This window comes from Paenibacillus selenitireducens, from assembly GCF_002021565.1.
Lineage (GTDB): Bacteria > Bacillota > Bacilli > Paenibacillales > Paenibacillaceae > Paenibacillus_K > Paenibacillus_K selenitireducens.
The window spans coordinates 531,389-556,771 of the sequence record NZ_MSZX01000001.1 but is presented as its reverse complement, the minus strand read 5'-3'; the positions used below and the strand labels follow the sequence as shown (position 1 = coordinate 556,771).

The window sequence follows — 25,383 nt, the reverse complement described above, 5'->3', positions numbered from 1 at the left end:
ATGAACGCAACATGAACAATGGGTTACAGATGCGTTGTTAGCTGCTTTAGATACAACACAAAATTACAGATAGACAATCAAACGCTTCACCGCAACCCAACCGGCTGCAGCGCATAGCGGAAGTGCAACGATACCGCCGATCCACCCGAATAGCAGCCCGCCGCTAACCATCCCGAACCATAACATTAATGGAAGCATCATCCCATATATCGCCATTGGTTTTGCAGACAGTACAACCTTCTCTTCCCACTGAAACAGCTTCAAATAATCGGCTGCGATAAATTGCTTCCATACCCCGTTCATCCAATACATCAGCAGCGCAATTAATCCGACACACACGAATGTTTTCAACATTCCCGGCGTTAATAGGACTGCGACCGTCCCCACAACCCAGAATTGTACCATCAATTTTATGTGCACCGGCATGCGGAACAATGACTTCACACTCGACTCGGCAAGAACCTGGGGCGTATCCCGCTTGCGGAATAGATGATTCGAACTGCGGAATAATAATGGCCGGCGCGTACGGAACCATGGTTGGCGATCGAGCGTATCACGAAGCAAGAAGGCCGTCCATTTCATACGGAGTTTCCCTTCTTCCCGAACATCCCCTTCGAACGAATGGATATTCTTTATCCTCCGCCAGCAAAACAAGCCGTTCAAGAGAAGAAGCAGCATACTCACATAAATCAGGATTCGCTCCTGTTCAGCATATGTCACCATAAGAACGGTATATCCCATCCCTCCAATGACGGTAAAAAGTGTACCCATCAGAACATGTCGCCATCCCGAAAATGAAATGTTTATCTTATTCTGGACGAACGACCAGAGGACGGAGGCCATGATATTGAAGAATAAGACCATAACCCATTGCTCATAACCCCATCCAAATACACGAATCAATATCGGCAGTAAAATAACCCATAATACGGTTTGTCTAAGTACTTGAAGAATTATACTGTATGTACAACCCATGAGCGTCAATTTGTATACCCATTCTTTCTTCTGCCTGAGAAAAAGCGCATCGCCTTCTTCCACCAATACACGGATACTTCCCATTCGAACACACAGATAGCATGCCACCACAAGAACCGTGAAAGGAATCCGCAAGATCCAACCCGGCAATCCTTCAGCCCACAAAGAGTAATACCCGCGAATTCCGAAGAATAGACCCGGAAGAATGATGTATAACATCACGGTCCAATCCACCGCGCTGCGCAAAGCCCGATATTGATATCGCCACTGGTCTTCGAGTCGTCTCCATCCTAACTTCCAAGCATTCATATCCATTTTTTGCTCCACCTCACGTCAACGCATCAAAACAATCCAAGAGCGTCGCGTCGCTTATCCCGCTTCGTGCTTGAATTTCCGATAAAGTTCCTTGGGCTACAATGCTTCCCTCATTCACGAGAACAAAAGAACTGCAAATGCGTTCCGCGGTATCCAATACATGCGTTGACATGAGGACGCCCGCACCTCGCTCCCGCTCAGCGTGCAGCATCATTAAAAAATCCTTCGTTGCCCTGGGATCCAAGCCCACGAACGGCTCGTCCACAATATAGACATCCGGTTTGGTTAAGAATCCGATAATGAGCATCATCTTTTGCTGCATCCCTTTGGAGAAGCTGGATGGCAGCTGATGCTTCACTTCTTCCATGCGGAAACGTTGTAATAATTCCGTTGCTCGTGTATGAAATACTTCTGTAGTTAACTGATACGCCGCAGCTGCGATCTCTAGATGCTCCCATAAGGTCATGGCATCATACATGATGGGTTTCTCCGGTATATAAGCGTACGTCTTCTGCTCTCCCATAAATCGAATATCGCCTTTGCAAAATTTGAGCAGCCCCATGATCCCCTTCAATGTTGTGCTTTTTCCGGCTCCATTCGGTCCGATCAGACCGACTAATTCTCCGGCTTTCACTTGAAATTGAATATCATGGATTTGGGGATGGCTTGCTTCATACCCTGCTTCCTCAATATGAACGTCTAATACAGTCACGGTATCCCTCCTCTGTTCATTTAGTGTACTTTTTCTTGATCAACACATCAAGATCCAGCCATCAAGATAAAAGCCCACAGAATTGTTTCCTGTAGGCTTTGTCATTTTACATATCCACGACATTTTCTGTTTTGCTGTCTTGGGCAGCGCTTGGTGAGCTGAAGAATATCTTCAGCATCGGCGGCGTAACTAAGGTCGTAATGATAACCATGATGATGACAGATGTGAAATACTCTTGCTGCAATAACCCCGATTGTAATCCTGTAGCCGCAATGATGAGTGCTACTTCTCCCCGCGATATCATCCCTGAACCTATGGCTAACGCAGATTTGTTGTTGAAACCTGTTAATCTCGCTCCTAACCAACCGCCCAACAATTTCGTCACAATCGCCATGAGCGTGATCACGATAAGCAACCAAATCTGACTGCCAATCCCTTCGAACGATACATTCAACCCTATACTTACGAAAAATACCGGTACGAAAATCGAATAGGCAATCGGCTCGATTTTTTCTTCAACCTGATGTTTGAACGGTGTCTGCGATACGGCAATTCCTGCTGCAAAAGCGCCAATGATGCCTGCCATCTGCAACCACTCTGCAAAATAAGCGAACGAGAAACAAATAATGAGACCTGCACTGATGACAGACTCTGTTACTTTTAGACGTGCGAACCACTTCATAACGAGCGGCACCAACCACAAGCAGGCTGCAATAATAATGACGAAGAACATGATCTTCTTCCCAATGAGAAGTCCCATCGACACATCCGAACCTTGACCTAAAATACTCATAATAAAGGCTAACAAGATGACAACAAGAACATCATCTACAACGGCAGCTCCGAGGATCGTCGTGCCTTCTCTTGAATTCAGCTGGTCCATCTCTTTCAGTACTTGAACCGATATACTGACTGAAGTCGCACAGAACAGAACCCCAAAGAATAAGGCATAACTTTGTTCAAACCCAAAAGCAAGCGCAGCGCTATATCCCCCAATTAATGGGAGAATAATGCCCCCCACGGCAACGGCAAATGCAGATTTCCAGTTCTTCTTCAATTGATCGAGGTCTGTCTCGAGACCTGCTATGAACATGAGCAGCAGCACGCCAATCTCCGCGATTTCATGGATAAAACTGCTATCCCCGCTGATCCACCCTAATATCGCAGGACCTAACACAATCCCTACTATAAGTTTACCTAATACAGCCGGCTGCCCAATTCGTACCGACAGATCTCCTGCCACCTTCGTAAACAATAGGATTAAAACAAGATATAGTACACTTTCCATATGATTCCCCCCACTTCCTTGATGATTTCTCTCTCTGAAAAAAGACAAAGAGGAGCCCTTGTTGGCAGGCTCCTCCGAAAAAACAATTACACGTATTATTTAATTATTAGTTTTTATTATAATAGATTTTGAAGATCGAAGCAATACTTTACCATCGAATTCCTCATCCGTTTGCTCTGCTAAGAGGCAGACTCGACGCTTCCCTGGAGATTTCCTCGGGTTGTCGAACGACGATACCAGAACAATACACCAAGGGAGCATAGACTAATGAAGAACAGAATGAGGTACACATGTTGATACGCTGTCCCTATGGACACTTTCGTCTGTACCGCTAGTAAAAGACCGCATAATGCAACAGAGATGGAACCGCCAAAGAATTGGATGAGCTGCATGAGTCCCATGCCGGAGCCAATCCGTTTTTTAGGCAAGATTCGTGATGTTTCGTTATTGAGTGCTGAGATACTTGCTGAATAGGCAGGCGCAAAGCAAATATAACCGATCATGATAATTACCGGTGAACTGACCAGATCCAATGCGAACACGGCCATAACGGCTGCAAGCATGCCATGCCCAATCAATAAAAATCGATGATTGCCGTATCGGTCAATCCATTGGCCAACGAATCGCGTCAGAAATGCGGATAGAATCGCCCCGGGTGCAATCATCATCCCGATCACAAGCGGTGATTTCTCGAATAGATGCGAGAGCGCCAGCGGCATTAAGAACAAATTTCCTAAATTGAGTACGAGGATGCAAAACCCTACAGCAGATAACTTCAAATAGGATGGGTTCTTTAGGAGTTCAACGTTAATAAAAGTTTCCTTAGACTTCTGCAAATGCCATCCATGGACGGCAAAGGTCAGCACGCTTGCCAAGAACCAGAGCAGAGACCGTTGGGTTACAGCCGTCAATAAGGTGACCGCATTTAACACCGTCAACACCGCTCCCGCCACATCAAAGGTAAATGGTTTCGGCTCCTCCTTCGGCAGTAATCGAATAAGGATGGGCAGTAGGATCAGAACGAGACACGTTACAGCAAACAGTCCGTTCCATCCAAAATATTCACTAATGATCCCCCCGACAATAGGTCCAAGACCGAAAGCCATGGCACTCCCGGCTGAAATTAATGCAATGGCACTTCCGCGTCGCTCATACGGTATATATCGACTCGCAAGCACAAGCCCAAGACCCGCCATGGTACCCGCCCCCGCAGATTGTAGAATTCGCGCTGCCAATAAGGTGTGGAAGGAAGTTACGAACAAGCCGAACATGGAAGATAACCCTAAGATGGATAGGCCAACGGCGACAAGTCTTCGAATCGGTACGCTGTCGGATAGTCTGCTGTAAATGATCGTCGATAGGGCATAACCAATGGAGTAGCTTGAAATGATCCATGAACCCAAATCCGCTGAGATGTGGAGATCATGAATGATACCTGGAATGGATACGTTAAACATGGTCGTATTCATCACCACGATGAATAGGCCGAACGTCCAGACCGGCATAACGATTTTATCGTTCATATGGTATACCTTCCTATTCCTATGAATCCAATGCCTATTTTATTATACGCAGATGTTTGGAATTGACCAAACAATAAAACCGCCCCCCAATAAATCGAGGAGCGGTTCACCCTTACGCTTGTATATGTTGTTGCTGAAATCTTGATATTGCTTCGTATTCTTCACTAAACTTCCGTGCAATTTGAATATAAATCGGCAGGAGCTGGTGATAGATCGCTGCGTTCGCGGCAATTGGTTTGTGTTCATGTGTTGCGCCAACCATCTGAGATACAATATCGAAGGATTCTGCTTCACCAATGGCTACGAGCCCCAACACAACCGCTCCCAAGCAAGAACTCTCATAGCTCTCTGGCACGACAACTTCCTGATCAAAAATATCCGCCATCATCTGACGCCATAATGGCGAGCGGGAAAACCCGCCTGTAGCTTGAATCTTCGTCGGGCGCCCAATTTGCTCTTCCATGGCGAGCAGAACCGTATACAGGTTAAATATGACGCCTTCTAATACGGCGCGAATCATATGTTCTTTCTTATGATGCATCGTTAAGCCGAAGAAGGAGCCGCGTGCATTGGAATTCCACAACGGTGCACGCTCACCCGTCAAATAAGGATGGAATAGCAATCCGTCTGCCCCAGGATTAACCTTGGATACAATTTGGGTTAATAAGTCGTATGAATCGATCCCCAGACGTTTGGCCGTCTCTACTTCCGAGGCCGCGAATTCATCTCTTGCCCAACGAAATAGCATCCCACCGTTATTCACAGCACCGCCGATGACCCAATGCTTTTCGGTTAATGCATAACAGAAAATTCGTCCTTTGGGATCTGTCATTGGACGATCGACAACGGTTCGAATTGCGCCGCTCGTACCAATCGTTGCTGCAACCACGCCTGGTTGAATGGCATTCACACCGAGATTGGATAGAACGCCATCGCTTGCGCCAACGATAAATGGCGTCGAGACGTCAAGTCCCAGCTCATCCGCGAAGACAGCGTTCATTCCGCGCATCGCATGCGTCGTAGGCACCAATGTCGATAGCTGGTCTCTTCTAACCCCGGCAAGTTCTAAGGCCTCTTCATCCCAATCCAATTGTTTCAAATTCATCATCCCCGTTGCAGACGCAATGGAATGGTCAATGACGTACGCATTGAATAATTTTGCGAAAATATATTCCTTAATGGAAATGAACTTGCTCGTCTTCTGGAAAATATCTTCGTGATCGTGCCGCAACCACATGAGCTTCGGCAGCGGGGACATCGGATGAATCGGTGTTCCTGTCCGCAGATAAATCTCATGACCATTGAATTCATGTTTGAGACGTTCAGCCCAAGCCGCACTGCGATTATCTCCCCATGTGATGCATTTCGTAAGTGGTTTGCCATCCGCATCCACGGCAATTACGCTATGCATCGCTGAACTGAAGGATACGAACAGCACTTGTTCGGGTTTAGCGTTACTTTGCAGCATCACCTGCTTCAAGGTGTACATCACCGCTTGAAATATTTCTTCCGGATCTTGCTCCGCCACCGCGGAATTTGGTGTATATAAAGGGTAACCCTGGTCTGCCTTGGTAACGACCTTCCCATTTTTTTCGAATAGAACAGCTTTGGTACTCGTTGTTCCAATATCAACACCAATCATATAGTTCAGTTGATTCATTGGATAAACCTCTTTTCATCATTGTATTGCAGGATAACATGAACTGAATTTATACGACCGTACTCAGCAGTAGAATGAATATTAATCCAACCACGGATAGGATTGTCTCCATGACTGTCCAAGATTTTAACGTCTGTGGAACCGTCATATTGAAGAATTCCTTCACCATCCAGAAGCCAGCATCATTCACATGCGACAGAATCAAAGATCCTGCACCAGTCGCGAGAACAACAAGTTCAACATTTGCTCCGGGTGTTAGCGCAATGACAGGTGCTACAATGCCGGCTGCCGTAGTCATCGCTACCGTGGCTGAACCAGTCGCCACACGGATCAGTGCAGCAACAAACCAAGCGAAGAAGATGATGTTCACATTCGCCTGCGTAGCAATCTCGGCAATCGCACCGCCTACGCCGCTATTAATTAGAACTTGCTTAAATGCACCGCCGCCCCCAATGATTAAGATAATCGTTGCGACAGGCGCTAGACATTCACTGGCAAACTTCGATACTTCCTCTTTCGAAAAACCTCTTGCAAACCCAAGTGAGAAAAATGAGAATACAACGGCAATTAACAAAGCAATAATCTCATGGCCAATAAATTCACTGAACTGTGTCAGGAAGCTCGTTCCTGCTGGATCTACAATGCTGGCAACGGATCCGATTAACATCAGAATAACCGGCAATAAAATCGTAAATAAAGTAATACCGAAGCCCGGAAGCTTCCGTCCTTCGCTCGTCGCGAATTGTTCCGCTAACTGCGCTGGCGGCTCTACAAGAACACGTTTCCCGATGAATTTACCGAATAACGGGCCTGCAATAATCGCCGTAGGCAAACCAATGATTAATGAGTACAGAATCGTCTTGCCTAGATCCGCATGATACGCTTCAATCGCAATCATCGGTGCCGGATGCGGCGGAACAAGTCCATGCACGGTCGATAGTCCGGCAAGAATCGGAATACCGATTTGTAATAAAGACATTTTTGTTTTACGCGCCACGATAAACACGATAGGAATAAGAAGAATAATTCCTACTTCAAAGAATACGGGAATTCCGACAATAAAGCCAACGACCATCATCGCCCAATGCACGCGTTTCTCGCCAAATTTATCGACGAGTGTGGTCGCGATACGCTCAGCGCCGCCGGATTCGGCCATCATTTTACCCAGCATGGTCCCAAGCCCGATCACGATCGCAATGGTGCCTAAGGTACCTCCCAGACCACCGGTGATAGATTTAATGATTTCTTCAGGCTTCATTCCTGCCAAGAACCCCAACATTAGAGAAGAAAGTAACAGCGTAACAAATGGATTCCATTTGTATTTCGCAATAAGCACGACTAGAAAAACAATCGCGAGCAATGCCCAAATGATCAATGTCATGTTATGACTAAGACCAAAAATACTATTCATGATGAATGTCTCCTTATCTCGTGGAGTTAATATTGTATACTTGTCGACAAGTTAAAGTATCACGATATGAGAAGTTTTTTCCTCATACCTTACGGGATACTGATGTGAAGCGTTTGATGCGAATCTGCAAAATAGTCCTGAACAACCTTCTGAATCATTGCAACATCCTTCGATTCTAATGCAGCCAGAACCCCTCGATGTTTATCGATGACCATACGAAGCTTTGCTTCACCTTCGGTGAATACTTCTTCCGTCGTAATCAACATCACGGTCAATACGATATTACGAATGCTCTTCCACAAATGCAAAATTCTTGTATGCTGAGCTTCCGTCACCATGGCTTCATGAAAACTAAAGTCCAAATAGGAAAATTCCACAATATCCTGATATTTAACCGCCAATTCCATCTTATCTATAATTTGCTTCAAGTTCGCAAATAATGCGTCATGATTTCCTGTAGCGAGCCGTTGCTGCGCAAAGCTCTCGAGAATATAACGTACATCGTACAACTCTTCAACATCCTGCAAGCTAAGCCCAATAACCACGGCGCCCATGCGCTCCAGCCGAATGAGACCTTCGCTTGACAACGTTTTCAAGGCATCCCTTACCGGGGATCGACTGGTGCCAAAATCAGCAGCCACTCGGTTCTCGGATATGACCTCGCCCGGTTTAATGGTTCCATTAATAATCTGTAATCGCAGCTCACAGGCAATGGATTCTCCTAAAGAAATGCCCTGCAACCATGCAGAAGGATAACGCATCATCATTCAACTCTCCTATGTAAATCGTATTCTGGCCCTATTTTTCATCAATATTAACGATTTTAGCATAGTATGGCCCTACGATTCCATTGGAGTTTTGTACTTATTCGTTATTCTGCACGACGGCATGTCCGCCAAACTCATTACGCAGCGCCGCAACAACCTTCCCGTTGAACGTGTCCGTCTCTAATGAACGATATCTCATCAACAAGGACATTGCGATGATCGGCGTACTCGCTTGCAAGTCAAGCGCTGTCTCTACCGTCCATTTGCCTTCGCCTGAACTCTGCATGACACCGCGGATACTGTCTAACTTCGGATCTTTCGAGAAGGCATTCTGCGTTAATTCCATTAACCAGCCTCGAATGACCGATCCGTTCGACCATACGCGTGCAACATCTTCATAATTGTAATCATATTGGCTCTTGGATAACACTTCAAAGCCTTCTGCAATCGCTTGCATCATACCGTATTCGATCCCGTTATGAACCATTTTGAGAAAATGACCACTGCCGATTTCGCCTGCATATAGATAGCCTTGATCCACAGCCATACCCTGAAATAAAGGCTCAATGGCAGGAAATACATTCCGATCGCCGCCAATCATGAAGCAACCACCTTGCGCTGCCCCTTCGGTTCCTCCCGAGGTTCCCACATCGAAGAAATGAATGCCATGCTGCTTCAGCTTTGCTGCTCGTGCTATGGACTCTTTATAATGAGAGTTCCCTCCGTCAATTACGATATCTCCTTGCGATAGCAGCGGAATTAAGGTATCCAACACTTGATCCACAATCTTGCCTGCTGGCACCATCACCCACACAACACGCGGGCTTGCTAGCTGAGATACTAATTCTTCTATAGCCGTCGCGGGTACGGCACCGAGCTCGGATAATTTCTGTCCTGGCTCTGGATTCACATCATACACTACGACCTGATGTTGATGATGAAGCAAATTTTGTACCAGATTGAATCCCATTTTACCTAGGCCAATCATGCCTAACTTCATTGGATCACCCCTTCTGTCCACATGTATACTTGTATACAAGTTATGCTATATATCATAGCGCTTTCTTTCCCATCTGTAAACCTATAATTTTGGTAACTTACAAAACAAAAGCTACTGTTTCTAAAACTTATTAGGAATGAGTAGCTTCTTCTTACTGTTAACTCGCAAACATAACGATCATCGAAAAGAACACGTCGGTGGATAGGAAGGTGGGTTGGTGTTTTGCGTTTCAGCTGTCGTAGATACGAAATTTTGACAAATTAAATAAGCTCTTTGTGCATAACGGACACGAGAGACCTTATTGTTTGCTATGCTCATAGATTTGCCATTTTTCGGACTCAGATACCCTTATTCCTTTCGAATCATGAGTATATAGCTTATGTTTAGCATGATAAGAGCTACTGTGTCCTTTCACCCTGTATTTTGAGTGCTTTTGGCATAATTAAGGTCTCCTGTGTCCGTTCATTTCTCGCTCTGTTCCCTGCACCCTAATTTGATTTCGGCAATCTCTCGAAAAGTTAATAAATTCTAGAATGTTAAAAAAACCTACAGCAAGGCTGTAGGCTAATTCAAAAACCTCACAATTTCTCTAAGGATGGTCGGAACGACTGCATGCGGATTATATACCATAGGCTCAATCTGATGCGGGAACATCGTGACGAACCGAATGACCCATACGCTTAGCAATAGAAACAAACAGATGTAAACGACACGGTCGCTTAATCGTCGAAACCACGCAAGGAGGCAAATCAACGGAGGCATCCAGAACAACGGATGGAACTGAAAAGCCCCTCGAATATCTCCCTGCATGAGACTCATATAAGCTCTTGTCATTCCGCAGGCTGGACTCGGCACCCCAAAGACCCGCATGAATAAGCAAATACTCTCATGTAGGAATTCATTCGCCAAGAGGCTTAACAGCCCGACGACAACGAATACGAGTATCGGAAAATACCGTGATTTCTCGATCGGCTTCCCAAGGATCATCCTTAATACCCTACCATTTTATTAATCTTCGATTGAATAATGGCTAGCGAAATGACCGAAACAAAGATATACACAATCAATATAAGAACCGACTCATCGCTTGCATAGGGATTTCCTTGCGCCAATTCTGCCTCGTATAACCGTTTGCTCGCCCGGTATACCGCATAGAATCCATAGAGCCCGCAGGTTATAATCGTAAGAACTAAATCCAGTCCAGCACTTCCCTCACGGTCCCCACTCAGAATTCTCGTTTCTTCAAAAATCTTGTACATCCAATAAATACCGTAAAATCCGCAAGTAATGAACGATAAAACAATAGCTAGTCCAATACTTCTGTTATGCACCATAATTCCCAATCCTTTCCTTGATGAAATCTATACGATTATATCATAGGGTCATCTGAAATGGTGGGATACATTTCACGTTTTCGGCTGTGTTTGCGCTTCATTAAATCGATGGTAGCCGACGAAAACGAGCATTCTGCTCCGGCTACGAGGATATATGAATCATCATCACAGGTTACCTTTTTTATGCCTTGTCTTTCCGTAGCACGCTATGCTATAGTGTAATTGAAATTTAGTTAATAAATTTACTAAACACGAGGTGTTCAGGTTGGCAACCATTAAAGATATTGCTATGCAAGCCGGTGTATCTTCTGCCACCGTATCGCGAGTCCTCAACAATGATTCGGGTCTATCGGTTAGCGAGGATACACGAGCTCGAATATTCGCCATTGCGGAAGAACTCGACTACAAACCTCATCGTCTCAAGCGACTCAAGCAAGAAACCGAGCGGGCTCGTAAAGAGATCGCCCTTCTTCTCTGGTGCTCGCCGGAGGATGAACGTGAAGACCCTTACTTCACAGCCATCCGCAGAGGTATCGAAATTCGCTGCGAAGATTTAGGGATTGGCATTCGCAAAGTATTCCGATTCGCCAGTCCAGACGTTCTAACGCTGCAGTCCGTAGACGGTCTTATCGTCATTGGCTCCATCGATCCGCAAGATATTGAACGACTGTATCCCGATAAGAAAGCCATTGTCCTGGTAGACCATATCCCAAGCCATCGGGAATATGATTCAGTTACGATTCATTTCGAGCAAGCCATGGAAGATGTCCTCCAACACTTGTTCGAACTTGGTCATCGGTCGATTGGGTTCATCGGCGGTCAGAAAAAGTTAGTACGCATTGGGGTTCAGCATCAAGTAGAAATTGTTCCCGAAGCCAGACACACCCTATTTGAACGTCTCATGCAAGCCGAAGGCATCTTCGATCCTCAATTCGTCCACTTAGGTGAATGGAATGCTGCAAGCGGTTACCAAATGATGAATGAGCTATTAAGTAAACCAGATCGGCCTACGGCATGTTTTGCCGCAAGTGATCCGATCGCAATTGGGGCGCTCCGCGCATTGCAAGAACACGGGATTCAAGTTCCGGAGGACATGTCATTGATCGGCTTCGACGATCTTGACTTCTCCGCTTATGTCCAGCCCGCACTTACAACCGTAAAAGTCTATCCTGAGCAAATGGGAAAAACAGCGGTGCAGTTATTATTGGAGTGCATGGAGGGCCGTGAGGCGCCAGCCCACGTAACGATTAACACGAAGTTGATTGTACGCGAGAGTACAGGTACCCCTTAGGACCTGCATGAAGAGAGGAGTCTGTTATCATGACTATTTATTATGATGAGGCCAAGCAATTATTCCATTTACAATCGAAAGACACCAGTTACGTCATTCAAATCGTAAAAGGTTTTCCATCTCATGTCTACTGGGGTAAAAAGTTACGCGCGGATTCGAATTTGGACGGCATCATCACGCCAACGGAACGCGCTTCGTTCAGTCCCACGCCTTTTCCGGAAGACAAACGACTATCCTTAGACACCTTGCCGCAGGAATTCCCGCAATACGGAACGAGTGATTTCCGGGATCCTGCCTATCAAGTTCAGCTTCGTGACGGCAGCCGCATCTCCGAGTTATCCTATCTCAGCCATCGCATCGTTGAAGGCAAACCTTCGCTAGATGGCTTGCCTGCCGTTTATACCGAGTCACAAGATGAAGCACAAACCTTGGAATTAGACCTTATCGATTCCCATTCAGGGATGACCGTCACGCTAAGTTATACGGTATTTAGGGACCATAACGCCATTACGCGATCAGCTAAGTTCTATAATCCAAGCAGCGAGTCAATTCAAGTATGGCGCGCATTGAGCGCATCTATCGATCTTTCGGATGCTTCGTACGAAGCGATTTATTTGTCCGGCGCATGGGCAAGGGAACGCCATGTGCAGCGCAGACCTCTCGGTCCGGGCGCGACAAGAATCGAGAGCCGTCGCGGTTCCAGTTCGCATCAGCAGAATCCATTCCTTGCGCTGGTACGTCCGGAGACGAATGAGCATCAAGGCGACGTTTACGCCTTCAACCTTGTCTATAGCGGCAGCTTTGTCGCTTCGGCTGAGGTTGACCAATTTGCTACGACACGCGTGAACATCGGTATCAACCCGTTCGACTTCGGCTGGAATTTGGAGCCAGGGGCCAGCTTCCAGACGCCTGAGGCCGTGCTTGTCTATTCGGATGAAGGGCTCGGCGGCATGTCAAGAACGTTCCACCGCTTGTATCGGACACGATTGTGCAGAGGCGTCCATCGGGATGTGGAACGTCCGATCCTGGTCAATAACTGGGAAGCGACGTACTTCAACTTTAATGCCGATAAAATAGAAGCGATCGCAAAATCCGCTTCCCAACTAGGCATCGAGTTGTTCGTACTTGATGACGGTTGGTTCGGCAAACGCGATGACGATACAACGTCATTAGGCGACTGGTTCGAAGATCGCAAGAAGCTTCCTGAGGGCCTTCATAATCTTGCCCAACGCGTAAATGAGACCGGTGTGCAATTCGGACTATGGTTCGAACCTGAAATGGTCTCACCTGAAAGCGAGCTATATCGTGAGCATCCGGATTGGTGTCTTCATGTTCCTAACCGTCGCCGCACGGAAGGACGCAACCAGCTTATTCTGGATATGTCCAGAACCGATGTCCGCGAATATTTGTATAAACGGTTAAGTACCATTTTCTCCACCGTTCCGATCTCATACATCAAATGGGACATGAATCGGAATATGACGGAGATTGGTTCAGCCGACAGACCCGCTGTGCAGCAGACCGAAACCGTACATCGTTATATGCTAGGACTCTATGAATTGTTGGAGCGATTAACAAGTGACTTCCCGAACATCTTATTCGAGAGCTGTTCCGGCGGCGGCGGACGCTTCGATCCAGGGATGCTCTATTACATGCCGCAGACCTGGACGAGCGATGATACGGATGCCATCGAACGTCTGAAAATCCAATACGGAACCAGCATGGTCTATCCGGTATCCACCATGGGCGCGCATATTTCGGCTGTACCGAATCATCAAGTCGAACGTATGACTTCATTAACGATGCGCGGGGATGTAGCGATGTCAGGCAATTTCGGTTACGAGCTGGATTTGACCCGCTTCACAGAAGAAGAGAATGAAATTGCTAAACAGCAGATTTCATTCTACAAAGAAATCCGCGGATTGGTGCAGCAAGGAGATTTATATCGAATCAAAAGCCCATTCGAAGGCAATGAGACGGCCTGGATGTTCGTAAGCGAAGACCATAGTGAAGCCCTTGTCTTCTACTTCAATGTCTTAGCTGAACCTAATGGTCCATTACGGAGACTCGCGCTGCGTGGACTGGATGCCGATAAAAATTACCGTGTTGATGCGTCGGGCGAAGTTTTCGGCGGGGATCGATTAATGCATGTGGGTCTTGACGTCTCCTCGGTTCGTGGGGATTTCACGAGCAAAGTATTTAAGCTATCCGCGGTATAAATTTATAATCGCCCGATAACCAAAAGAAGCCCGTCTCGTATCCTGATAAAGGAACGGTACGCGCTTCTTTTTTCTATAACATATCATCTACGATTTCCTCGTGTTTTTATTAATCGATCTTTGAAATCTGGGTACCTTTACGAAGGGACTTCATATCCTTATTCGAGTTCGTTATGAGCGGCAGCATTTTGGTACTGCGAATCATAGGGGAATGACAGATGTGACATTCCGGTTCATTCTCAAACGCGAAGTTATCCCGAATCCATCCATTACAATCTTCCTTCTGACACGACCAAATCGTGGTGTCTTCCTGCGGAATCTCTTCTAACGATTTTCTCCGATAATATATAGCTAACCCCTCCTCTTTGGTCTAAAAAAAAACTGCCCTTAACGCTTGTTAAGGGCAGTTTGTGTTGTGTGAATTATAGTTTTACAACGTTTTCTGCTTGAGGACCACGGTTACCTTGTACAACATTGAATTCTACACGTTGACCTTCGTCAAGAGATTTGAATCCGTCGCCTTGGATTGCTGAGAAATGTACGAATACGTCATTTCCGCCTTCCACCTCGATAAAGCCAAATCCTTTCTCTGCGTTAAACCATTTCACTGTTCCTGTTTCCATTGTTCATTACCTCCAAGTAATATTATTAACATGCTTTTTTCCAAAAAAAATCACACATTGAAAAAGGCACCATAACAGAAATGACATCCTTTTCAATATGTGAATTTTAAGGGTTAAATTTGTTATAAACACATCTTATCACACAACCAAACGATTAGCAACCATGAAATAAATTATTTACTCAAATCGGCCTGAACAAACGGAAAGACCCTAATCAGGGCCTTTCGTATCGAACATTATGCATATTGCCGTCGTACATGTTGAGGGGTCGCTTGATAAACCTTTTTGTACATTTTGGAGAAGTATGAGAAATTCGTATACCCCAGAGATTTCGCGATATCTGATATCGGCAGTTTCGTATTACGAATGAGCTCATTGGCAAGCTTCATCCGCTCATGCAGAATATAATCGGTTATCGAATCACCTACTTCTCGTTTGAATAGTCTAGACAAGTAAGCTGGATTGAGATGGACATAGCTGGCTAACTGTTCTCTCGTAATCGGATCATACAAATGATCGGCGATGAAGCATTGCACCCGCTGAATAATCGACTCATTGCGATGCAGATAATGACAGATAACAGAAACTTTATGAAGAGCTATTGCTTGCAATTCTTCAATAGAACGTGGAATTACCTCCTGTGACACCCCATCCGTATGCAGAAATAATTCATGTGACGTCAGTCCGTTTTTATGCAGAATATAATGAATCATCTGTTGAAAATCTTGATAAAAGGCTCTAACGATACCTGCTGATAATCGCGAATCGGAACGAAGTGCGGTCATGCAGCGCTTAATCTCTTTCTCCATCTCTTCCAGCTTTCCTTGTTCAATAAGGATCGTCCAAGCCGAGAATTCCGTGAATTTGAGCGTGATAGGCTTCATATGAAACTGTTGCAGAGAATAGACCTGATTGGATTTGTGCATGTTATTATACTCCATCTCAAGAAGTTTGTTATAGATATGCTGTGCTTCATACAACGTCGTGACCTCCCCAATATAACAGGAAATTTCACAATAGAAATACTGCTTGCAGGATTGGATATAGGCCTCACATCGTCGAACAAGCTCTTGTTCGTTAACCAACCGGTCTTCCTCCATATACGCAACGACGACATTGACGCCTTGCTTCGTCTGAATGACCTCCCCCTTCTGATCAGACAATAGCATCTCAGACGCTGCTTTACGTATCGCGTATTCCATCATTTCTTCATCCCGCACACTAAATTCTCGCGTCCATGTTTCTACACTGATCATAATTGGAAGGATCTTCGATTGTTCATGTAGCGGCAGTTCATGATCTTCCAGCAAGTTCGCTGCATTCGCGGGCGTACACACGATACGCTGGGTAAATAGATCATTCCAGAACTTATCCGCAATCAACGTCTTTTTCCGGGACCATAACGCATAGGAAGGCTGGTATTGTTCACGAAGACGATTCAATTCCAGTTCATGTTGAATGGATTGAAGCGCTTTTGAAATCGTGGATTGCAGCACATCGAATTCAATCGGCTTCAATAAATAATCGAATCCATCCAATTGAATAGCCCGTTTCATAAAGTCGAAATTCGAATGCGCCGTGAGGAAAATGGTCTCGGTATCCGGTGATTTCTCGTTGACCCACTCCAATAATTCGATGCCGTTCCCTTTCGGCATTTCAATATCACAAATCATAATATCGATATTCGTACGTTCAAACACTTTAATGGCATCCCGCATATTATATGCTTCATAAACCTCCGAAACTTGCAGCGCCTCCCAGTTCACACCACTCTTGATCCCCAATACCGCATAGATTTCATCATCCACAATAAGTGCTTTATACATCGTCTACCTCCCATATATGACTATCCATTGAAGTGCTCTACGGTTCTTATAGGAAGCACGATCCGTACAATCGCGCCTGAATCCACTTGATTATCAAACTGTAAATCCGATGTCTCCCCAAAAATATGTTTTAAGCGATAATGCACATTCGAAATCCCGAGATGATCCCCTTTATTTATTTCCAGGTAAGTTCCCCGCTGGATATCCAGCAATACGTCTTCGGGAAACCCGCTTCCATTATCCGATATCACAATTTCACATAGATCCGTCTGCGGGATCGGCATGATTCGAATATTAATATGAAAGGGCTCATCCAAAAAATCAAATCCATGCTTGATGGCATTCTCGATAAAGGGTTGGATCAATAATGGCGGTATCGCCGCCGTCTCCAGCTCTTTCGCAATTTCATAGCCATAGGTCACTCGATCTGGAAATCTAAGCTGTTGTATTTTAATGTAACTCTCCATGTGCTCCATTTCTTCGGCAATCGTAACGACCATTTGATTGGTTTTCGTTGTGAATCGGAAATACTTCACCAAGTTCAGACACATGAGCTGAATCACGTGGTAATTTTTGATTTCCGCTAGATTATAGACAATGTTAATGGAGTTCAACAGAAAATGCGGATTGATTTGCAATTGCAGATGTTTGAGCTCTGCCTTATGCGCTTTGATCTGCTCCTCATATACATTCACTTTGAGCGCGTGAATTTCCGAAGCCATGCTATTAAACGATTCGTTAATAATTGAAAACTCTCTGGATCTTGAATTATTCAACCGGATTTCCCAGTCCCCGTGTTTGATCTTGCGCATGCCGCGGATCAAATGGTTCATCGGCCTCACAATGATGTCATTCAAATAGACTAAATAAAAAATAAGGACGATGGCCGCAAGAATCGGAATGAGAAAAATAAACTCCCGGAAGTGATCTAACTTCTGAAGCATCATTTTTTCCGGAATAAACGCGCTTAATGTAATGTCTGTACCTTGAATTGGATTCGTCACGGCAATATATTTCACATCTTGGTTCGTAACCACTTGATAAGGTTCTTCCGACTGTGACCAGAGAGATGGTACTAATTGAAAGGACTTGATGCCCTTCGTATTCGTAATTAAGGCTCCTTCACGGCTTACAAATGAGGCGAATCCCTCTTCTCCTAGGTGGATCAAATCGAACGGAATCATTAAGTTTTTCAATTGAACCCATGCCCCAAGGTAGAAACCGTCCCCCGTATTGACCAATCGGATGAGCGCATATTTATCATCATATTGGATCGCTTTCCACTCTCGGAAGTAATCGCTTTCAGGATAGATGTCTTTTAATAGCCCTAGAATCGAAGATTGAATCGATTGCAATTCCTCATAGGATGTCGTTTTGATCGGCGTGTTAAATAAATCTTGTTTCTTAACCGAATAGACAAACTGAAGGTCAACGCTATTATCAAATCGATGGTATCTCGTAAACGTATTCAGAAGTCTTGCTTTCGCCAGATAATATTCAAAAGGATCATTCTGCAAGAGCGACAGCGATGCCATATTCGGATCTTCAAAAGCTATATTATAGAGAAAATTCGTTTCCTTATTCAGTGCGGCCTGGATCTGATTGGAATAGAGGATAACGGAGTTCTTGTTAGAGTTCGCGACTTGTTCTCTAATCGTATTGGATGCGTAATAGTTGTTATATAATAGCAAAATCACCAACGGCACGGCGATGGTGATAAATCCAATAATTAGTTTAAATCGAAGAGAACTTTTGATATTCATAAGTCACCTCTGCCCTACGGATCGTTGTATCTTTCAAAGCTTACTATGATTATAGTTACATCATGGTATAAAAGGAATCTCTGACAACGAACTTATTGGATCAAAGTCCCTTCGTCAAAGATTCCTACATTTGAATGATTTATTGTTGCGTCTTCGCCCACTCCGCAAGCTGTTTATCAACTTCAGCCTTCACTTTCTCATAACCCGCGGCATTGCGTTTTTCTTTCCATTTGGCAATAATTTTCTCTGCATCTACAGCTCCAGATCTTAAAGTAGCGTCGAATTCTTTCTCTACGTTCGCAATGGACGCCAATTCCGCTTTGACCGGCTCTTGATTGAAGGCAAATCCTAGAGCAATCGAGCGTTCCGCACTATCATTAAATGCCTTGAACAGCTCCCATTTCTTCGGGTCTTCATTAGACCATAGGTAGGAGTTGAATTGGTTACCGAACATCCAACCGCCTGGATTTGGATAACTTTGAGTATCCGCGTTCACGCCTTCTGGGAAATCAATCACGTTATCAGATTTCTTAACGTAATGCTTCCCTTCAATCCCCCAATCCAGCATGTTCAGTAATTTCGCATCCGTATATAACAGATTGAGGAACATCATCGCACGCGCAGGATCTTTGGAGGTACGCGAAATCCCGAGCATCGCACCTTGAGCATCACCCGTTGTCGTAAACGGTACAGCTGTCTCGACTTGCACGACCTCTACCCCAGAACTAAGACTCATTTCTTTATCTTTACCTGGTTTTAAGGATTGCGCGACAGCGAACGCTTTGCCCGCTTTGATCATGTTCATGGCTTGGTCTGCATCCGATGTAAGCACATCTTTATCAAACCATCCATTTTGATTCCACTTATTCATCCGTTTATAGAAATCGATGTATTTAGGATCTTCCAAGGTATCAATGGCTTTAATTTCTTTGGCACCGCGAGGAATGGAGAGATTCGCTACAATCCCATCGTAATTGGATGCTTGCCAAATATTCGTGAATTTACTGGATACAATCGGCGTGATGCTTGGCTCGCTAGCTTTAATCATGGTGAAAATTGCTTCGAGATCGTCTAAGGATTTCATTCCATTCGTGTCAATCTTGTATTTATCAACGAGCTTCTTGTCGAATAAGAAACCGAAGCCTTGACCAAACTCTTTCTTAGTCGGTAAAGCATACAGTTTGCCGCCAATTCTGGAACCTTTAATAAAATCATCGCCTAGAACCCCGGGAATCTCTTTCCCATATTGATTCATCAGATCGTCCAGCTCCAAATACTGTCCCTTCGCCACATCTTTCGGATACGAAAACCAGCTTGCTGTGAACATAAGGTCAAACGGCTCATTCGAGATTTTCATCAGGTTCGTCTTATCATCCCATGAAGCCCAATCGATCGGTTTCAATTCAATCGTCGCATTGATCTTCTCCGTCAAATATTTGCTCATTTCATCCTGGACGAGTTGGAGATCCTTCGGAGCTGTAGCTGGATACACAAGTGTAATTTTATAAGGTGCTAATGAATTGTCTGACCCGGACCCTGTTGTCGTTGTTGGAGCCGCATCCTTGTTCGCATCGCCCTCATTTGTCGCACCCTTGCTGCCGCATCCCGCAAGAACAATCATGCTGCACAGCACCATCATCAAGACCATCTGGAATGATTTTTTCATAGATACCTTATCTCCTCTCAATTATCACTATACAATAGTTTCAACTTCCTAGAGCCAGAAAAATCGCACCCTCTCCTTTCCAGATACCTATGCATGCATTGGGGGTTAACCTTTGACTGCTCCGCTTGTAATCCCGCTGATATAATATTTTTGAAAGAAAGGGTACGCGAATAATAAAGGTGCAATACCGATAATGGCTAAGGCCATTCGCACCGTTTCCCTCGGCATCTTCGCAAGTAGTTCCCCTACCTGTGCAGAACTGTTCGATTTCATAAGCAAATATTGAATATTGGTTAAGGTCTTCGTCATCAGATACTGGATGTTATAGAGTTCCGGTTTATCGATGAACAGCATGCAATTATACCAATCGTTCCAATACGCTAGCATGTTGAATAGACCGATGGTTGCCATGATAGGCAAGGAGAGAGGTACCACAATTTTGTAAAATATCTTCAATTCACTTGCACCGTCAATCGTTGCCGATTCTACCACGGATTCAGGTATCGATGTTGCGAAGAAGCTGCGCATCAACAACACGTTAAAAGCACTTAATAACAAGTTCGGAATGATCATCGCGAAAATCGTATTTTTCATATCGAACATGTTCACATATGTCATATACCATGGAACCATCCCGCCGCCGAACAACATCGTAAAGAAGATATAGAAGGACAGTGTCCGCCGAAATGGCAAATCAGCTCTAGATAGCGGGTAAGCAAATAATGCCGTGATCAACAGACTAACGATCGTTCCGATGACTGTAGATATAATCGTAACGCTATATGCTTTCGCGATTTCCGAGAAATCATTAAATAGAAATTGGTAAGCAGCGAAGCTAATTTGGCTTGGAAATAAGGAATATCCGTTCTGCAGAATCGAATCCTCATTCGAGATGGAGACCATAAATACTAAGATGAACGGTACCAAGGATACGATTGTGAAGCCCCAGAAGAATAGATGAATCAAGGCAGGACCCCAGTTTTTTTTCAAGTTAAAAGTTCCCATCGTACGTATCCCCCCTAGAATAGAGCATCTCGTTTGTTAATTTTCCGAACTGCAGCGTTTGCGACTAAGATTAAGACAAAGCAGACAACAGATTGATAGATCCCTGCAGCGGAAGACATCCCGATATCACCAGATTGAATCATGGCACGATAGACAAATGTATCGATGGTATTGGTTGTTGGGATCAGTGCACCTGTATTCATCGGTACTTGATAGAATAATCCGAAATCGGATCTCAGAATCCCACTTACCGCTAATAACGTCATCGTCGTAATCACCGGAGCAATTAAAGGAATCGTAATTCGGGTCATCTGTTTCCATTTACTTGCGCCATCGATCGTCGCAGCTTCATAGTACTCTTTGTCGATCCCGATAATGGAAGCGAAATAAATGATGGATAAGTACCCTACGTTCTTCCAAGCGTTCACGATGACGAGAATGTAGGGCCAGTAATCGGCTTCGCTATACCATGAAATGGCATCGATATGTAACCATTTCATCAACAGCCGGTTCACCATGCCGCTCTCCACGTTCAGGAAGCTATACACCAAGTAGGCGACGACAACCATCGAGATAATATGCGGCAGTAAGAACGTGCTTTGATAGAATCGAGAGATGACCTTATCCTTAATTTCATTAATAAGCAGGGCGACACCGACCGCCATAATCAAATTCAAAATAATGAACGTAATATTGTACAAGAAGGTGTTCCTTGTTATGAGATACGCATCAGGCGAATTGAACAAAAACTTAAAGTTATCAAACCCCACCCAGTCGCTTCCCCAGAGTCCTTTGGCATAATTCAAGTTTTTAAATGCGAGAATGACTCCATACATGGGGATATAGTTATTAATGAATAAATAGATAACCCCTGGTAATGTCATCAGTAGCAACCATTTATACTTCTTTAAGCTCCTCACCAAGTTACTCTGTTTCTTCTGTGTTGCTGAGCGAATATGTTCTTGCTTCCGCAGTGCTGTTCCTGTATCTTGCATGACCTCACCCTCTCTTGTGCAGCATCGTTTGTAAGTCAATTTTAATATGGACGCCAATATAGCGACTACTAATATGATGACTTCTTATTATGACGATCGTGACTTGTTCTCTCGCTGCCTCGTTCGAATAAAACGCAAAAAAACGCTGTGACATCAAAATGTCGCAACGTTTTTTCTTCCTGTTATGAACTTAATCCAACTGCCCGGTTATCATTCCTACGGGCATCGCTTGCGGCCGCTCACACGTACTCTGCATCACATAATGCTTGCCTTGATCGGAGGAATCGTGGAAACCATGCATCGCTTCTAGGACATGGTAAGCTAATTCCCCATTGGCTCGGTTCATCCTGCCATGTTGTATCGCATAAGCCATATCAAGGACACCGATGCCTCTGCTATTATTCGCATAGCCATGACTGAGCGGAATCTCCATCCAATCATTCGAATCATGTCGCTTCAGCAGCACCGGTCCCCCGAACCCGTTCGGGTCAGGAACCCGCAGCGTACCTTGACTACCGTACACTTCAATATGCGGCAATTGCGATCCGCCAAACACATCGAACGACGTAATGATCGTCCCTATGGCACCGTTGTGGAAATCCAGAAGGCCCGCAACATGTGTCGGTGTCTCGACATGGATCGTCTGCCCATATTTCTTCTCACTCGTGATCGTCCGCTCCGGAAATGTCACCTTCGTCATTCCACTGACTTGGCGAATAGGTCCTAACATGGCAACGAGCGCCGTCAAATAGTACGGTCCCATGTCGAACATCGGTCCGCCGCCCTTGGCATAATAGAATTCAGGATCGGGATGCCAATGCTCATGGCCTCGTCCCATCATGAATGCTGTTGCCGCTACCGGCGTGCCAATCCATCCATCTTCAATCAGCTTGACGGAGGTCTGAATTCCCCCGCCTAAGAAGGTATCCGGCGCACTTCCCACCATCAGGCTTTTGCTGTTCGCCACAGCCAGAATGTGCTGCCCTTCCTCACGGGTAACTGCAAGAGGTTTCTCAACATATACATGTTTGCCCGCTTGAAGCGCTTTCAAGCAAACCTCAGCATGAGCGGCCGGAATCGTCAAGTTAATGACAATATCGATACTCGGATCAGCCAACAACTCCTCCACGGAGCATGCCTTGGCAATGCCGTAATGGTCAGCGGCCGCTCGGGCACGCTCCAAGTCAAGATCTGCGCAAGCTACGATGTCCAGCGTCGGATACAACTTACAGTTTTCGAAGTATACGCCGCTAATCTTCCCACAACCAATGATTCCTACATGTGTTATATTCATACTCTTCCCCTCCTAGACACGATTGGCTATGTCGTTATTTTGGGTTGCCAAATCAGATGAAGATGACTGCGCCGCTTCCTTACCTTCAGAGGCCCAGAGGAATCCTCGGCGCATGATTTCCTTCACTTCGGCTTGGTCTACTATATCTGCGTGATGCCCTAACGAATTATAGAACACACGTCCAACGCCCCAACGCTTCGTCCATACGACAGGCATATCTACTGCCCTATTCAGGGAATGAGGTCCAGCAGCCTGAGGGAATCGCGTCGTTGCTAACACTTCAACGGCTGGATCAACATGCATATAATATTGTTCTGATGAGACTTGGAAGTCTTGTATCCCTTCTACCAGTGGGCTCGAACAGTTCTTAATATGAACCGTATATTCAACGCCGTCATTTCCTGGATGCGCCACCCATTGGCCGCCCGTCATAAACTGCCAATCGACGTTATTGCGGAACGAGTCGCACATGCCGCCATGACACCCAGCGATACCTACGCCGCTCTGAACCGCAGCAGATACGTTATCTACAAGTGCTTGTGAAATTTCACCCATCGTCCAGACAGGAACGATCAGGTCCAACCCTTTGAGTTGATCTCCGTCCGCGAAAGCTTCCAACGTATTTGATACTTCCACATCAAATCCTTCTTCTGTCAATAACTTGCGAAATATTTCGGCAACCTCTTGCGGCTCATGGCCGAGCCAGCCGCCCCATACGATCAATGCTTTTTTTGGTAACATCGCTTCGCACTCCCTTCATGCAGTGGTCTTTCCTATACTTTTATTATAGCAACGCACGATCATAAAACTCGTCAAATATTGCTTGTTATATAGACAAAACTTGCTCAATTGCATGGAGTCGAATGCTCTATATTACTAGCTATTGTGTTGACGAAAAGAGGAAGGCGAGATCCCTTTCACAGACTTAAATACCCGATTGAACGAACGAATACTTTGAAATCCACATTCCATCGCGATCGTGCTTAGCGATTGATCGGTATTTACGATCATAGAATAGGCTCTATTCATTCGAAGATGGTTAATGTAGCTGCGAAAGTTCATGCCGACGGTTTTATTGAACAAGCGCGAGAAGTAGAACGGACTCACGTTTAATATTTTCGCAGTATCTTCCAGATTGATATCTTCATTGTATTTTTCTTCGATATAATGCAAGGCATTCTGCATGATCTCCGTATTGCGTAAGGCGAGCTTGTTCCATGCCTCCTGTAACGATCCCTTTTGATCTGAGATACGGGTTAACATCGCGCATATTTTATTTACCTCGCTGACCGCGAACATTTCCCAGCCGGAACCTCGATGCTCAAATTCCTCTATCGCATGCAGAAACGCTTGTTTGATAGATTCTTGCTCATCTGCTTGAAAACTACTCGCCGTCATTACCGGGGAAATAAATTGATTGTGAATTTTCCATCCCCGCTCATACCCGATCATTTTCGGATGAAAGATGACCATGATGGCTCGAGCCTTCTCAGAACTGCCGCTATAATAATGGATGTCACCGCTCCCGATCACGGCGATGTCTCCTGCATGCAACTCATATGTCACTTGGTTGATACCTATCGTCAAATGACCTTCTAGAACATACAGAAGTTCCACTTCCGTGTGCCAATGCGCCAAAAACGTAAAGTCGCTAACAATGTAATGCGCAGCGAATTGAAATTCCGATGGATAACGCCGATGTTCAACAAAAGCCAC

General features: G+C 45.1%; 22 protein-coding genes. 2 read left to right on the top strand and 20 right to left on the bottom strand.

What is annotated here, in order from left to right; genetic code table 11:
• Window positions 1-63: 63 nt before the first annotated feature.
• The 10 genes from BVG16_RS02495 to BVG16_RS02450 all read right to left on the bottom strand — a co-directional run bounded on the left by BVG16_RS02495 (window position 64) and on the right by BVG16_RS02450 (window position 10,985).
• Window positions 64-1,290, bottom strand: coding sequence for an ABC transporter permease (locus BVG16_RS02495; protein WP_078496944.1), 1,227 nt, complete (start codon window positions 1,288-1,290; stop codon window positions 64-66).
• Between the two features lie 13 nt (window positions 1,291-1,303).
• Window positions 1,304-2,002, bottom strand: a complete 699-nt coding sequence (locus BVG16_RS02490; RefSeq protein ID WP_078496943.1) for an ABC transporter ATP-binding protein — start codon at window positions 2,000-2,002, stop codon at window positions 1,304-1,306.
• Window positions 2,003-2,108: 106 nt separating this feature from the next.
• Window positions 2,109-3,290 carry a cation:proton antiporter gene (locus BVG16_RS02485; RefSeq protein ID WP_078496942.1) on the bottom strand — a complete coding sequence of 394 codons (1,182 nt, stop codon included), beginning with the start codon at window positions 3,288-3,290 and terminating at the stop codon, window positions 2,109-2,111.
• Between the two features lie 179 nt (window positions 3,291-3,469).
• Window positions 3,470-4,813 carry an MFS transporter gene (locus tag BVG16_RS02480; RefSeq protein ID WP_078496941.1) on the bottom strand — a complete coding sequence of 448 codons (1,344 nt, stop codon included), beginning with the start codon at window positions 4,811-4,813 and terminating at the stop codon, window positions 3,470-3,472.
• A gap of 112 nt (window positions 4,814-4,925) precedes the next feature.
• Window positions 4,926-6,473: a gluconokinase gene (gene gntK, locus BVG16_RS02475; protein WP_078496940.1), complete on the bottom strand. Its 1,548-nt coding sequence runs from the start codon at window positions 6,471-6,473 to the stop codon at window positions 4,926-4,928.
• Window positions 6,474-6,522: 49 nt separating this feature from the next.
• Window positions 6,523-7,884, bottom strand: a complete 1,362-nt coding sequence (locus tag BVG16_RS02470; RefSeq protein ID WP_078496939.1) for a GntP family permease — start codon at window positions 7,882-7,884, stop codon at window positions 6,523-6,525.
• Window positions 7,885-7,973: 89 nt separating this feature from the next.
• Complete coding sequence (locus BVG16_RS02465; RefSeq protein WP_078497265.1) at window positions 7,974-8,645, bottom strand: GntR family transcriptional regulator; 672 nt, start codon at window positions 8,643-8,645, stop codon at window positions 7,974-7,976.
• A 103-nt stretch (window positions 8,646-8,748) separates the two neighbouring features.
• The gene (gene gnd, locus BVG16_RS02460; protein WP_078496938.1) at window positions 8,749-9,651 is read right to left on the bottom strand and encodes a phosphogluconate dehydrogenase (NAD(+)-dependent, decarboxylating); all 903 of its coding nucleotides are present in this window, start codon (window positions 9,649-9,651) and stop codon (window positions 8,749-8,751) included.
• 564 nt (window positions 9,652-10,215) lie between these two features.
• On the bottom strand, window positions 10,216-10,638 hold the full coding sequence (locus BVG16_RS02455; protein ID WP_078496937.1) for a DUF2752 domain-containing protein: 423 nt from the start codon (window positions 10,636-10,638) through the stop codon (window positions 10,216-10,218).
• Between the two features lie 2 nt (window positions 10,639-10,640).
• On the bottom strand, window positions 10,641-10,985 hold the full coding sequence (locus BVG16_RS02450; protein WP_078496936.1) for a DUF4234 domain-containing protein: 345 nt from the start codon (window positions 10,983-10,985) through the stop codon (window positions 10,641-10,643).
• Between the two features lie 265 nt (window positions 10,986-11,250).
• Here BVG16_RS02450 and BVG16_RS02445 point away from each other — a divergent pair, with 265 nt between their 5' ends.
• Together BVG16_RS02445 and BVG16_RS02440 are read left to right on the top strand one after the other, a co-directional pair.
• Entirely contained in the window at window positions 11,251-12,276 is a 1,026-nt protein-coding gene (locus BVG16_RS02445) for a LacI family DNA-binding transcriptional regulator (RefSeq protein WP_078496935.1), read from the top strand.
• A gap of 29 nt (window positions 12,277-12,305) precedes the next feature.
• On the top strand, window positions 12,306-14,495 hold the full coding sequence (locus BVG16_RS02440) for an alpha-galactosidase (protein ID WP_078496934.1): 2,190 nt from the start codon (window positions 12,306-12,308) through the stop codon (window positions 14,493-14,495).
• 109 nt (window positions 14,496-14,604) lie between these two features.
• Here BVG16_RS02440 and BVG16_RS02435 read toward each other — a convergent pair whose 3' ends face one another.
• The 10 genes from BVG16_RS02435 to BVG16_RS02390 form a co-directional block, all read right to left on the bottom strand.
• On the bottom strand, window positions 14,605-14,844 hold the full coding sequence (locus tag BVG16_RS02435) for a cold-shock protein (protein WP_078496933.1): 240 nt from the start codon (window positions 14,842-14,844) through the stop codon (window positions 14,605-14,607).
• A gap of 73 nt (window positions 14,845-14,917) precedes the next feature.
• Window positions 14,918-15,118 (bottom strand): cold-shock protein, encoded by a 201-nt coding sequence (locus tag BVG16_RS02430; RefSeq protein ID WP_078496932.1) that lies wholly within the window; start codon window positions 15,116-15,118, stop codon window positions 14,918-14,920.
• 236 nt (window positions 15,119-15,354) lie between these two features.
• Window positions 15,355-16,944 (bottom strand): response regulator, encoded by a 1,590-nt coding sequence (locus BVG16_RS02425; protein ID WP_078496931.1) that lies wholly within the window; start codon window positions 16,942-16,944, stop codon window positions 15,355-15,357.
• A 20-nt stretch (window positions 16,945-16,964) separates the two neighbouring features.
• Window positions 16,965-18,707: a sensor histidine kinase gene (locus BVG16_RS02420; RefSeq protein WP_078496930.1), complete on the bottom strand. Its 1,743-nt coding sequence runs from the start codon at window positions 18,705-18,707 to the stop codon at window positions 16,965-16,967.
• Between the two features lie 139 nt (window positions 18,708-18,846).
• Window positions 18,847-20,373 carry an ABC transporter substrate-binding protein gene (locus tag BVG16_RS02415; protein ID WP_078496929.1) on the bottom strand — a complete coding sequence of 509 codons (1,527 nt, stop codon included), beginning with the start codon at window positions 20,371-20,373 and terminating at the stop codon, window positions 18,847-18,849.
• Between the two features lie 105 nt (window positions 20,374-20,478).
• On the bottom strand, window positions 20,479-21,378 hold the full coding sequence (locus BVG16_RS02410) for a carbohydrate ABC transporter permease (protein WP_078496928.1): 900 nt from the start codon (window positions 21,376-21,378) through the stop codon (window positions 20,479-20,481).
• 14 nt (window positions 21,379-21,392) lie between these two features.
• Window positions 21,393-22,373 carry an ABC transporter permease gene (locus BVG16_RS02405; RefSeq protein WP_078496927.1) on the bottom strand — a complete coding sequence of 327 codons (981 nt, stop codon included), beginning with the start codon at window positions 22,371-22,373 and terminating at the stop codon, window positions 21,393-21,395.
• Window positions 22,374-22,563: 190 nt separating this feature from the next.
• Window positions 22,564-23,667 carry a Gfo/Idh/MocA family protein gene (locus BVG16_RS02400; RefSeq protein ID WP_078496926.1) on the bottom strand — a complete coding sequence of 368 codons (1,104 nt, stop codon included), beginning with the start codon at window positions 23,665-23,667 and terminating at the stop codon, window positions 22,564-22,566.
• A gap of 12 nt (window positions 23,668-23,679) precedes the next feature.
• On the bottom strand, window positions 23,680-24,408 hold the full coding sequence (locus BVG16_RS02395; RefSeq protein ID WP_078496925.1) for a ThuA domain-containing protein: 729 nt from the start codon (window positions 24,406-24,408) through the stop codon (window positions 23,680-23,682).
• A 135-nt stretch (window positions 24,409-24,543) separates the two neighbouring features.
• Window positions 24,544-25,383, bottom strand: coding sequence for a helix-turn-helix transcriptional regulator (locus BVG16_RS02390; RefSeq protein WP_158081602.1), 840 nt, complete (start codon window positions 25,381-25,383; stop codon window positions 24,544-24,546).